This window comes from Halobacillus litoralis, assembly GCF_009856445.1.
GTDB lineage: Bacteria > Bacillota > Bacilli > Bacillales > Halobacillaceae > Halobacillus > Halobacillus litoralis.
In genome coordinates this window covers 27514-39669 of the sequence record NZ_WMFA01000012.1, presented here as the reverse complement: position 1 = coordinate 39669, position 12156 = coordinate 27514, and the positions used below count along the sequence as shown (strand labels likewise).

General features: G+C 43.8%; 15 protein-coding genes. 8 read left to right on the top strand and 7 right to left on the bottom strand.

Annotation, left to right across the window (positions count from 1 at the left end; genetic code table 11):
• Positions 1-116: 116 nt before the first annotated feature.
• The 7 genes from GLW00_RS18035 to trpE are packed head-to-tail and all read right to left on the bottom strand — an operon-like array spanning position 117 to position 6646.
• Positions 117-701, bottom strand: coding sequence for an anthranilate synthase component II (locus GLW00_RS18035; RefSeq protein WP_160916418.1), 585 nt, complete (start codon positions 699-701; stop codon positions 117-119).
• Between the two features lie 31 nt (positions 702-732).
• Positions 733-1533, bottom strand: coding sequence for a tryptophan synthase subunit alpha (gene trpA, locus GLW00_RS18030; protein ID WP_160916417.1), 801 nt, complete (start codon positions 1531-1533; stop codon positions 733-735).
• A gap of 1 nt (position 1534) precedes the next feature.
• Positions 1535-2728: a tryptophan synthase subunit beta gene (trpB, locus tag GLW00_RS18025; RefSeq protein WP_439108903.1), complete on the bottom strand. Its 1194-nt coding sequence runs from the start codon at positions 2726-2728 to the stop codon at positions 1535-1537.
• Positions 2709-3365 carry a phosphoribosylanthranilate isomerase gene (locus GLW00_RS18020; RefSeq protein ID WP_160916416.1) on the bottom strand — a complete coding sequence of 219 codons (657 nt, stop codon included), beginning with the start codon at positions 3363-3365 and terminating at the stop codon, positions 2709-2711. The genes trpB and GLW00_RS18020 overlap by 20 nt, the downstream gene beginning before the upstream one ends.
• Complete coding sequence (gene trpC, locus GLW00_RS18015) at positions 3362-4126, bottom strand: indole-3-glycerol phosphate synthase TrpC (RefSeq protein ID WP_160916415.1); 765 nt, start codon at positions 4124-4126, stop codon at positions 3362-3364. The genes GLW00_RS18020 and trpC overlap by 4 nt, the downstream gene beginning before the upstream one ends.
• Entirely contained in the window at positions 4119-5141 is a 1023-nt protein-coding gene (gene trpD, locus GLW00_RS18010) for an anthranilate phosphoribosyltransferase (RefSeq protein WP_160916414.1), read from the bottom strand. The genes trpC and trpD overlap by 8 nt, the downstream gene beginning before the upstream one ends.
• The gene (gene trpE / locus GLW00_RS18005) at positions 5138-6646 is read right to left on the bottom strand and encodes an anthranilate synthase component I (protein WP_160916413.1); all 1509 of its coding nucleotides are present in this window, start codon (positions 6644-6646) and stop codon (positions 5138-5140) included. Before trpE ends, trpD begins: the two co-directional genes overlap by 4 nt.
• A 993-nt stretch (positions 6647-7639) precedes the next feature.
• Here trpE and sigY point away from each other — a divergent pair.
• The 8 genes from sigY (at position 7640) to GLW00_RS17965 (ending at position 12149) form a co-directional block, all read left to right on the top strand.
• Positions 7640-8158, top strand: a complete 519-nt coding sequence (gene sigY / locus GLW00_RS18000) for an RNA polymerase sigma factor SigY (protein ID WP_160916412.1) — start codon at positions 7640-7642, stop codon at positions 8156-8158.
• Complete coding sequence (locus GLW00_RS17995) at positions 8148-8468, top strand: YxlC family protein (RefSeq protein WP_160916411.1); 321 nt, start codon at positions 8148-8150, stop codon at positions 8466-8468. Before sigY ends, GLW00_RS17995 begins: the two co-directional genes overlap by 11 nt.
• Positions 8465-8689 carry a sigma-Y antisigma factor component gene (locus GLW00_RS17990; RefSeq protein WP_160916410.1) on the top strand — a complete coding sequence of 75 codons (225 nt, stop codon included), beginning with the start codon at positions 8465-8467 and terminating at the stop codon, positions 8687-8689. The genes GLW00_RS17995 and GLW00_RS17990 overlap by 4 nt, the downstream gene beginning before the upstream one ends.
• A 43-nt stretch (positions 8690-8732) precedes the next feature.
• A complete protein-coding gene (locus tag GLW00_RS17985; RefSeq protein ID WP_237417561.1) occupies positions 8733-8954 on the top strand; it encodes a PLD nuclease N-terminal domain-containing protein in 222 nt (73 codons plus the stop codon).
• On the top strand, positions 8951-9871 hold the full coding sequence (locus tag GLW00_RS17980; protein WP_160916409.1) for an ABC transporter ATP-binding protein: 921 nt from the start codon (positions 8951-8953) through the stop codon (positions 9869-9871). Before GLW00_RS17985 ends, GLW00_RS17980 begins: the two co-directional genes overlap by 4 nt.
• Positions 9843-10622: an ABC transporter permease gene (locus GLW00_RS17975; RefSeq protein ID WP_237417560.1), complete on the top strand. Its 780-nt coding sequence runs from the start codon at positions 9843-9845 to the stop codon at positions 10620-10622. Before GLW00_RS17980 ends, GLW00_RS17975 begins: the two co-directional genes overlap by 29 nt.
• A 158-nt stretch (positions 10623-10780) precedes the next feature.
• The gene (locus tag GLW00_RS17970) at positions 10781-11551 is read left to right on the top strand and encodes an SDR family NAD(P)-dependent oxidoreductase (protein ID WP_160916408.1); all 771 of its coding nucleotides are present in this window, start codon (positions 10781-10783) and stop codon (positions 11549-11551) included.
• 100 nt (positions 11552-11651) lie between these two features.
• Positions 11652-12149, top strand: coding sequence for a DUF6241 domain-containing protein (locus GLW00_RS17965; protein WP_160916406.1), 498 nt, complete (start codon positions 11652-11654; stop codon positions 12147-12149).
• Positions 12150-12156 lie beyond the last annotated feature (7 nt).

Genomic DNA, 12156 nt, shown 5'->3' with positions numbered 1-12156 from the left:
AGCCATTTAAGGATTTTTCCAAATAGGCTTAGAGAACGAAACGTATAGTTACTAATATTAAAAGGCTGGCACCTCGGGAAGGTACCAGCCTTGTATGCTGTTATATAAACATCCCATTAAGGGATAAAAGCTTTCACACGATTTTGAATCACATTTTTCAGTAATTGTTTTCCATCACCTGTCCCAATAGACTCTGGGTGGAATTGGACCCCTTCAATAGGAAATTCAAGGTGACGTATGCCCATCAATTCTCCTTCTACTGTTGAAGCGGTCACTTCAAAACACTCCGGTAAATCGGAAAGCTCTACAATCAACGAATGATAGCGCATCGCCTCCATCGGATTACTTAACCCTTCGTATATTCCCTTTCCATCATGAAAAATGCGTGATGTTTTTCCGTGCATCAGCTTCTCTGAGCGTACGACTTTTCCACCGAACACTTGAGCTATGGCCTGATGACCAAGACAAACACCGAAGATGGGAATATCTCCTTTGAATCGATTAATCACTTCCAGGGTCACCGGTGTTTCATCCGGGGAACACGGGCCTGGTGAAAGAAAGATTAAGTCAGGGCTCAGCTCTATAATCTCACCTATATCTACTTCATCATTTCTCTTCACTATGATCTCTTCTCCAAGCTCTCCAAGATACTGGACGAGATTGTAGGTGAAAGAGTCATAGTGGTCAATCATATAGATCACTCTGCTCCACTCCTCTCAGCTCTATCAAAACTTACTGAACAAGTGCTCTAATTTCATCGGTGAAATGTTTAAGAGCTTCGTCCATCTTACCTTTTTCAATATTTTCAAGCTCCGCTTCAATTAATCGAATGATTTTGCTTCCAATGATGACGCCGTCTGCATGATCTCTCACAAGGCGAACGTGATCATTCGTTGATATGCCGAATCCAACAGCAACTGGCACTTGGCTGTGCTGTCTCACTTTTTCAATGAATGCCAGAGCTCCAGCAGACATTTCTTTTCTCTCTCCAGTTACTCCCAGAGAAGAAACACAATATAGAAAACCTTTCGCATGTTCCGCAATCTGCTTGATCCTTTGATCAGAGTTAGGGGCAACAAGGGAGATAAATTCAATGCCTTTTTCTTCTGAATGGTTACGAATCTCCTCACTTTCTTCAAATGGAAGATCGGGGATAAGAAGCCCTTCTACCCCATTTTTTTCTAGGAGCTCAAAGAATTCCTCATGTCCAATTTGAAGGACAGGGTTGTAATAAGTGAATATCACAACTGGAATTTCGAGTCCATGCTCTCTTAACTTCGGCACAAGCTCGATTGCTTTACGTAAGGACATCCCTGCCTTTAATGCACGCTGCGCCGCTCGTTGAATCGTAGGACCGTCCGCAAGTGGATCCGAATAAGGAACGCCCAGCTCTAAAACGTCCGCACCTTCTTCCTGGAGACCCAAAGCAAATTGAATTGTCCATTCAGGACCAGGATCCCCTGCTACAATGAACGGGATAAACAAATTTTCCGTTTTCGTTAGTTTCCCTTGGAATGATGTTTTAGTCAGCATGTCAGACCTCCTCCTGGAAATGTTCCATTAATGTTGCCATATCTTTATCCCCACGGCCGGAAAGGTTAATCAAAATCGTTTCATTCTCACTCATTTGAGGGGCTTCTTTAAATGCCTGAGCAAGGGCATGGGCACTCTCAATCGCAGGTATGATCCCCTCTGTTTGTGTTAAAAGTTTCAATGCATCAAGCGCTTCTTCATCTGTGATGGCTTCGTAACGGACTTGTTTCGTCTGGAATAAATGAGCATGTTCTGGGCCGATCCCAGGATAGTCCAGCCCTGCCGAAATGGAATAAGGCTCGGTAATTTGTCCATTCTCATCCTGCATAAGGTAGGTCATCGATCCGTGAATGACACCAGGAGTTCCTTTTGAAAGCGTCGCTGCATGTTCAGGTGTGTCTATCCCTTTCCCGGCAGCTTCTACTCCGACCAATTCACTCTTGTCTTCAAGGAATGGGTAAAACATCCCCATAGCATTGCTTCCACCACCTACACAGGCAAAAATACGATCCGGAAGCTCTTTCTCAACCTCTAAGAACTGGCGTTTAGATTCATCACCTATGATTCTCTGAAAATCCCTAACCATGCGCGGGTATGGATGGGGGCCAACCACAGAACCAATTAAATAGAAATGGTCTTCACAGTTAGCGACCCAATAGCGGATCGCTTCATTGGTCGCATCCTTTAGAGTTCCATTTCCACTCGAAACTGAAACGACTTCGGCTCCAAGAAGCTTCATTCGGAAAACGTTCAGCTCCTGTCTGCGGATATCCTCTTCCCCCATAAACACGATACACTCAAGTCCAAATTTAGCAGCAACCGTTGCAGAGGCAACGCCATGCTGTCCTGCCCCTGTTTCAGCAATAATCTTCTCTTTTCCCATTCTTTTTGCCAGCAAAGCCTGACCAATCGCATTATTAAGCTTGTGGGCACCTGTATGGTTCAAATCCTCACGTTTCAAATAGATTTTTGCTCCTCCAAGCTGTCCTGTCAACTTGTCTGCGTAAGACAAAGAAGTAGGGCGTCCTGCGTACTCTTTTAACACATGATGGTACTCCTTCAAAAAGTCCGGATCCGCCATCGCTTGGTCAAGCGATTCTTCCAGTTCCTGTAATGGCCCCATAAGGGTTTCCGGTACATATTTCCCACCAAAATCACCATAACGTCCTTTTAAATCAGGAAATACTTGCAACATTTTGCTCCACCTCTTTCATGATTGTTTGAATTTTGCCAATGTCCTTTCCGTCTCCGATTTCAATACCACTGGAAAGGTCGATTCCGTCCGGGCGATAGTGCAACAAATCTGTGACGTTCTCTGGTTTAATCCCCCCTGCAATCAAGCACGGGACACCCTGGTCAGACGCTTCTTTCTGATAGGTCGGGACAGACTCCCAGTCGAAGCGGACCCCAGTTCCACCTGAAACACCGTCCACTTTGCTGTCTACAATGTATCCATCAGCAACACCACGGAACACTTCCATTTGTTTAATTCCATCCGATTGATGGTGAACCACTTTCCAAACCGGAAGACCAAACGCTTCTTTAATTCTCAACAACTGAGATACCGTCTCATTTCCATGCAGTTGAATAACATCTAAGGGAACAAAATGAAGAATCTCTTCGATTTCCTCAATCGTGGGCTCGATGAAAACCCCGACGATTTTTTGTCTTGGTCGGATTTTTTTCACCCAGCGTCCGACATATTCCGGTCGGACATATCGTTTTGTTCTCCGGACAAATATGAAACCAAGATGGGAGGCTTGGGAAGAAGATGTTTTGGCTACATCTGACAAAGATCTATTTCCACATAATTTGACGATCGGTTCTTTCATCGAACATTCACTCCTTCCAACAACTGACGGACCGCTTCTTTGATATCCTTCTGGCGCATGAGAGATTCTCCCACCAGTACACCCTCAGCTCCATAACCAGCTACTTTCTGCAGATCATCATGGGAAGAAATCCCACTTTCTGAAACCAGCAAACACTCCTCCGGTGCAAGTTTCGCCATGCGTTCGGTTTGAGAGAGTTTCGTTTCAAACGTATGAAGGTTTCGATTGTTAATACCTAGAATTTTTGGTGTGAACTCATTCAGCACTTTAGTTAATGTTTCTTCACTGTGGACTTCGACAAGGACTTCTAATCCAAGCTCATAGGCTTGAAGGTAAAGTTCATGCAGCTTCTCCGCTTCCAGCGCTTCCCCGATCAGCAGAATAGCGTCAGCACCGATATAGGCACTCTCCGCTACTTGCAAGGAGTCTATAATAAAGTCCTTCCGTAATACAGGTACATTCACTACTTTCTTGATGTTCGTCAAGTAGTCACGGTGCCCTTGGAAAAAATGTTGATCCGTAAGAACAGAAATGGCTTGCACCCCTGCTTCAGCATAGTCATGAGCGATTCGGACAGGGTTGAAGTCCTCACGTATAATGCCCTTGGATGGAGATGCTTTTTTCACCTCTGCAATCAGGCCTGCTGCAAATGAAGTGGTTTTCAGAGATTTATAGAGAGAATGATGAGCAAATGACTGCTCTTCCGGCAAATACAATTTTTCAATTTCTTGTTGTTTTACAGCTAAGATGGTTTCAAGCATATTGACGTTTCTCCTTTTCATTAACAATCGATTCATAATACTTGCTTGTGAGGCCTTCCCTGATTGCCTTTTGGACTTGCAGCACACCATCTTGAAGGTCTTCTGCATTTCCTGCGACATAGAGTCCCGCCGCTGCATTTAATGTGACAATGGAAGACGCACTTTCATTTGAACGCCCATACAGGACATCCTTAATCATTTGTGCACTTTCTTCTGTTTTAGAAATACGAATATCTGTGAGATTCCCTAAAGGAAGACCGAAATCTTCAGGTGAAACCGTGAAACGAGTGATCTCACCATTCTTCAATTCAACGAGATCGCTTTTTCCTGTGATTGTGATTTCATCCAGACCATCTCTTCCTGTTGCTAAGAGTACGTGTGTGGAGCCTAGATTCTTAAGAGTCTCCGCCATTTTTTCTGCATAATTGGTATCATAAATGCCGATCAGCTGTCTTTTAGCATTTGCAGGGTTGGACATTGGCCCAAGTAAGTTGAAAATGGTACGAAAGCCAAGCTCCTTCCGTGCAGGTCCTGCATGTTTCATTGCTTTATGGTAAAGCGGGGCGTACATGAACGTCATTCCTTTCTGAGAAAGCGCCTGTACCCCTTGTTCTGGTGTAGTGTCAATGGGCACGCCCAGCTTTTCCAGGACATCGGCACTCCCGCTTTTTGAAGAAACTTTCCGATTTCCATGCTTAGCGACCTTCACTCCCATGCTCGCAAGAACTATGGAAACAGCTGTGGAAATATTAAATGTAGATGCGCCATCTCCGCCAGTACCACATGTATCAACAATTGACTCATCATTTGTATCCATCCTGGTCATATTTTCACGCATCGCCCGAACGAAACCGGTCATTTCTTCAACTGTTTCTCCGCGGTAACGCATGACGCTGAGCATGCTCATCAGTTGGCCGGTCGTCGCTTCTCCGTTCATAATCCGATCCATCGTATCAAAGGCTTCCTGTTCGGTCATTTCCTCTCCTGCGACAACTTTACTTAATGTATCTTTCATCTCGTCTCCACTCCTTCTCCGCTCTTCTCAAATATCTTCTCTGCTAGTTGAATGGTCTTCTTCAATGCACTCGCTTTGCTCAATGTTTCCTGATACTCTGCTTCAGGGTCAGAGTCAGCAACGATGCCGGCCCCCGCCTGAATATATAAATCTTTTCCTGTTCTAGTCATCGTTCGGATGGTAATGCAGGAGTCGATGTTTCCATCAAAACCTAAATATAAAATGCCCCCACCGTAGAGGTTTCTGGGAGTAGGCTCAAGCTCTCGTAAGATCTGCATAGCCCGGACTTTTGGTGCACCTGATAATGTTCCAGCCGGGAATGAGGAAATCAAGGCGTCAATGGGAGAAACGCTCTCCTTCAATCGACCGGTTACTTTACTGATGATATGCATCACTTTTGAGAAGCGGCCAATCGTCATATATTCACTAACCTGTACCGTTCCATATTCAGCTACGCGACCGATGTCGTTACGGGCTAAATCCACCAGCATGCGATGTTCCGCTAACTCTTTCTCATCTTGCAAAAGCTCTTCAGCCAGAGCGTCATCCTCTTCTTCGGTTCTGCCTCTTTTCCTTGTTCCAGCTATGGGATGGATTTCAAGGTTACGATCACGGACTTCAAGAAGTCGTTCAGGTGAACTTCCGATCACTTCCACTTCATCCATTTTTAAGTAAAACATGTATGGAGAAGGGTTCACCCTCCGCAACACTCGATAAAGTTCAAATCCGCTTCGATTCGTTACTGTATGAAAACGTTGAGATAAAACAGCCTGAAAAATATCTCCGGCACGGATATACTCTTTGATTTTTCCCACATCAGATTTGAACTTTTCCGGTTCATAATTGCTTTCTAACATAAAGGATTCATCATCCGTTTCATTTTCACTCAGCATTAAATCCGGAAGTGTGCCGACCTTCTGCAGCTGGCTTATAATGGATGTGATTCGCTTTTTCGTTTCAGAATAAATATCTTCTAATGGGCGTCCTGGTTCTTTTCTAGCGAAGGATAGAATCGTCGTTTCTTTTGTTTTATGATGATAAGCAATTAAAGTCTTACAGAAAAGGAGCTGATAATTAGCAAGATTCAATTCATCCGTCTCAGCCCTTTTTACAGGCTCATAATCTGAGATGGCATCATAGCTGATATATCCGACCCCTCCTCCTTTAAAAGGAAGGTCAATCGGCGGCTGCTTCACATTAAGCTTTGCCAATACTTTCTCATAAGCCGACTTGAAGTCTTCAGAATACGTGAGATCGTCTTGGTCAAAGTCTTTGATTTGAAACCGGTGCTTCTCCTCTTTGATTTGAACCATCGGGTCAAGACCTAGAAAAGAATAATTTGACCATGGGGATTCAGGATCCTGACTCTCCAGCATGTACACGGCTTCGTGATTCAATGCATGAAACATGTGAATCGGTGTTAACGTATCCGTATAAAACGATTGTGTTATTGGAATGGTATGATGCTCTTCGGCATCGCTTTGAAATGTATTAAAAGTGGTCATAAAGGCTCACCTCTCCATTAGAATCATGGAGAATGAGACGTTGAGGGATGAAAACGAGTAGATAGAAAGGGGGTGAAAATCGGCCAGGCAATCCATCGGCTCCTTACGTCCGAAGATCCCTCGCTCACTCAGCTCAGCTCATCCTATACCTCAACTCAACTCATTCTCTGCTCAACTTGCTTATTTCGACTTTGTAATAAAGCCACTTTTTTAAAATATCTTTCCAATAGTCTATAAAATTCAGATAATAAAGTCAACCAGTCTGTCCCAAAATTTTCTTAGACCTTCACCTGCCTCTTCCATATAAGCTCCCTTTTCTTGAAGACTCAGTTTCGAGACTTTTGTTAGGTGGATGGGTGCTGCGGGGAATAGCTCGCTTTCCGCGGGAGCGCGGTGAGCCTCCTCGGACTGCGTCCTGTGGGGTCTCACCCTGCACTTTTTTTCCACAGGAGTCTCGCCATTCCCCTCCGCCCCTTTATCATAAAAGGTTCTCGAAACCACTACGATAAGGACAGCTCGTATGATTATTAGAAATGGATGAAAGAACACCTCTCCGAACACAGAAAAGCCTAATCCAAAGCGCTTCCCCCCCTAACAGCTGGATAGTAGAAGACCAACAAACTTGGTAAAGGGGTTCGTTACACTCATACATCGAATGGGGTGGTTGGGAAGCTGCGAGACTCCCGCGGGAATGGATTGGCTGGCAAGACCCCACAGTGCGAAGCACGAGGAGGCTTGCCGTCATCCCCGCAGGAAAGCGAGTTGCTTCCCAGCCACCCCTAACGCTCAACCCGGGCAACGAACTCTGGAAAGTCTCGAAACTGAGTCTTCCACAATCCTGCCATATTGTTTAATAAATTTGTTCAGGTGATTTTCAGAGACCTTTATATACAATTATGATGAAAAATAAGAATGTAGAAATTTTATATATATATTTGAACGAATGGAAGAAAGTTTACGTCTTATAGTCAGGGAACGAAATGAGGGATGTTTATGGATTCGGATCTCATCAGAAGAGCACAAGGTGGAGATGAAAAGGCACTTGCTGAACTTCTGAAAAAACACTATAGCTTCATCGTTAAATACGTATGGAAAATGAGCGGTGATGAACAGTTGGCTTATGATGTAACACAAGACACACTAATCAAGACCATCCAGAAGATCAATCAGTATAACCATCGATCCAAGTTTTCTACATGGTTGATCCAAATTGCTACACACACATACTTGGACTACAAACGAAAGCAAAAAAGAAAATATGAGCTGGATGAGAAACTGCGGGAGGAATATCCCCGCTCCCCCGTTTCTTTGGAAAGTGATTGGCATGAGGTCCAGGAGGCTTTATGGAAGCTTGAAGACGAACATCGGATCCCTCTCGTCTTGAAGCATTATTACGGTTATGAGTATACAGATATTGCAAAAATGACCAGGGTGAAAGTAGGGACAGTGAAGTCAAGGGTCCATTATGGACTGGAGAATTTACGAAAGGAGCTGAGAACAGATGACAAATGAAAAGAAGCCGCAAAATTTGGAAGGAAAGCTTCAGGAAGCAGCACGTCACACGGATGAACAGATGGAACTCACAGAACCCTCCCTCTCTTACTTCGAGAATCTAATCGAAGAACAGACCGCCCTTTGGTACCGGCAACTATGGTTTGAATTGACTTGTTTGTGGGGGATCGCTTTCATTTTTATTTCTTTCCTTATTTTCAGCTTATTCTATGTTCCTTTTTTATTTGTTTTCGCACAAATCACTTCCATTATCATCTTGATCCGCTACTTTTATAAAGAGCGCTATGAAATGGTGGAGATGCAGCAATGAAACATTATGGACCTGAAGAAATGCCTCTATGGGGATGGCTTCTCGTCGTTCTCCTTTTAGTCACACAAAGTTCCATACTATTTTTAAAAGCAAGAAAAATTGGAAAAGCACCCTGGTTGTGGGGAGTCATAGGACTGATTCAATTCCCTGTGCCAAGCATCATCTTTTTCATCTTATGGAAAACAGTGTGGACGAGGAAAGAAACGGTAACGAAATCATAAATTTTCTAGAAGTAAGAAAAACAATCGATAAGGAGGTGCTGTCATGTTACTCACACAGAACGTCATTGATTTTATGAATGAAAATTTAGCGATCATCGCTCCCCTGCTCATCATCCAGCTCGTTTTAATGATTACGGCTCTTGTAAGCTTAATCCGTGCAGAAACTACAAAAGGACCGAAATGGATATGGGCGCTTATTATCATATTTTTCAACACGATCGGTCCCATCGTTTATTTTATTTTTGGAAGGAGTCATGAGTCGTGATTCACCTGAAAAATCTAACGAAAACATTCGGTAAAGAAAATGCGGTGAAAAATATCACCTTCGATTTATCACAAGGAAAATGTGTCGCTTTGCTTGGACCTAATGGCGCAGGGAAAACGACAACTTTAAAAATGATCGCAGGACTTATGCACCCCTCCTCGGGCCAAGTGGAGCTTTCAAGCGGCGGAGGAGATGATATACGCAAATATATCGGCTACCTCCCCCAACATCCACAGTTTCACAATTGGATGACCGGCAAAGAGTTTCTTCAATACGTCGCCCGTCTTTCCCGAATCTCTAAGCTGGAATCTATAAAACTAGCGGAAGAATTGGTCGAGCGTGTCGGGATTGCGGATGCGAAAAACCGAAAAATATCCAGTTACTCAGGGGGAATGAAGCAAAGACTGGGAATTGCCCAGGCGATGATCCACAAGCCAAGCGTTCTTTTGCTTGATGAACCGGTGTCCGCTTTAGACCCCATCGGCCGTCGTGATGTATTAAATTTGATGGAAGAATTAAAGCAGGAAGCGACCCTCCTTTACTCCACACATATCCTGAGTGATGCAGAGGAAGCAAGTGACGAAATTCTTCTTATGCATAAAGGAGAGATCGTAGAATCAGGCTCTCTTCAAGACGTCAAGGAACGACACCAGGTAGATAAGGTTACTCTTCGTTTGGAAGGAAACGTACAGCCATTCAAAGAGAAACTGGAGACGCTCCCTTTTGTTACGCATACAGATGTCCAAAAACAAAAGATCCATGTGTATGTACAAAATGTAACAGAGGCTCGTGACGTTCTCTTAGAGCTTGTAACCAAGGAACAATGGCCGCTTCTTTTCTTTGAAGTAGGACAGACAACGCTTGAGGATCTATTCATGGAGGTGGTGAATGAACATGCAATGGATGACCATTTATAAAAAGGAATGCCTGGAATCCGCGAGAAATTACAAATGGGTTTGGGTTCCTCTTGTCTTCATTCTATTTTGCATTATGGATCCTTTGACAACCTATTATCTTCCTCAAATACTCGAATCCACAGGGGGGCTTCCAGAAGGAGCGGTCTTTGATATTCCAACACCACCGGCAGCGAACGTATTTATGATGAGTATCTCCCAAATAAATACACTCGGAGTGCTGGTCATTACTTTGATTACAATGGGAACGATTGCTGGAGAACGAAAATCAGGAGTGGCGGAACTGATTCTTGTAAAGCCGGTCTCCTATACTGCCTATGTGACAGCCAAATGGGCAGCTCATGTCACGCTCGTCCTTCTCTCTATTTTTGTCGGCTTAATAGCAAGTTGGTATTATGTTCAACTTCTTTTTGGTGACGTATCCTTCATGTATGCATTGATTACAGCTGCTTTTTATAGTTTGTATATCATTCTCGTCATCAGTATTAGTCTCTTCATGAACACATGGACGAAAATTCCCGGCGTTGTTTTATTCTTAACGATCAGCATCATCCTTGTATTAAATTTAATAACAAGTATTTTTTCCCACCTATTGGAATGGAGCCCAACAACTATCACTTCCCACCTCCCTGCCTTACTAAGAAGCGGAGAAGTCGGTCAAGACCTTTGGATGGCTGCCCTGATCACCATACTGTTAATCATTTCTCTTCTATTTGGAGCCATCCAGACACTGAAGCGAAGAGAGATTGTATAGCCAAAACCCACCTTAAACCTACCAGACCAGGTCATCCAAATATTGGATGACCTGGTCTGGTTACGTATGGGAAACGGGTGTGTGATTTGTTCTTCGCGGTAATAGGGTATAGACTATTAGCATCTATTGCATAAGAAGTTGTTAAAGGAGAGATTTTCATGAAGCCAACTGCATTGATCACTGGAGCCTCGGGTGGTATTGGATACGAATTCGCCCGTCTGTTTGCTAAATCAGGGTATAACTTGATTGTCGTCGCACGATCTGAAGACAAACTTCAACAGTTAAAAGAAGAACTGGATGGTCATCCAATCACCATCATTCCTCAGGATCTATCAGAACCAGGAGCAGCTGAAGTTGTGTATAGTAAGGTGAAAGAGCTCGGCCTCAACGTCACCGTCCTTGTCAATAACGCTGGTTTTGGTTTGAATGGACTATTTGAAGACCTCCCATTATTAGACCAACAAAAAATGTTGCAGGTCAATATTAATGCCCTAACTGAACTGACCCACTTGTTTTTACCTGAGATTAAATCCGCCCGCTTCCGCTCCATTCCTAAAGGAGTCTTGAACGTAGCGAGCACGGCAGCTTTTCAGCCTGGTCCTAAAATGGCCGTATACTATGCTTCCAAAGCTTACGTCCTTTCCCTCTCAGAAGCTCTTGTAGAAGAGTTGAAAGATACAAGTGTAACGGTTACCACCTTGTGTCCGGGTGCAACAGATACCAACTTCTTCAAAGCAGCAAAAGCGGAGCATACGAAACTTGTAAACAGTACTATGTCCCCAGAATCGGTAGCCAAGTCTGGATTTCTTGGGTTTGTGAAAGGAAAACGTGTGGTTATCCCCGGCATGATGAACCAGGGTTTGGCCTATGCCTCCAAGCTCATCCCACGATCATTCGCAGCTAAATTAGCTCATTATGTCGATAGCTAAGGAGAGGTCATACAAGTTTATTTACGACGATTCTCTTTTTCTACTCTCCCCCTTCCTATATAATAGAAATTACTGGTAAACACTTTTAAGGGGGCTGTACATGAAGAGATTAATTGTATGGTTTTCATTCTGCCTATGTATTGGTGCGGTGACAGGAGCCTATTTGTATGTACAAACTCAGGGGGCATCCACAGCGCAGGGTGTAACCGGAACAGTGAATGCAGAAGAACTGAGAGCCTATGAGAGAGATGGGAAAAATCCTTTTGGAGGAGAGATTTCCGGACCGGAGTTAACTGACAAGGAATATCAGGAATACATTCATGCCATGTCACATCAAAAAGTGAAAGCAGATGAAAAGTGGACCTTTTTTGAAATTCACCCCCTTCGCATATCCTGGCTGCTCGAACATTTAGAAACGAATGAGTTAACTAATAAGCATGTTTATAAACAAATTTTAATGAAATGGGCGGATGGAGATTATTCAAACGCTGTAGCTGACCATAACACCATCTGGGAAATGCAGCGTGGTACAATCGGAAAAGCCAAACGTCTCCTCAGTCCTGAGGAAGAAGCCGAGTATATAAAAGAAAACAACTGACCCGATT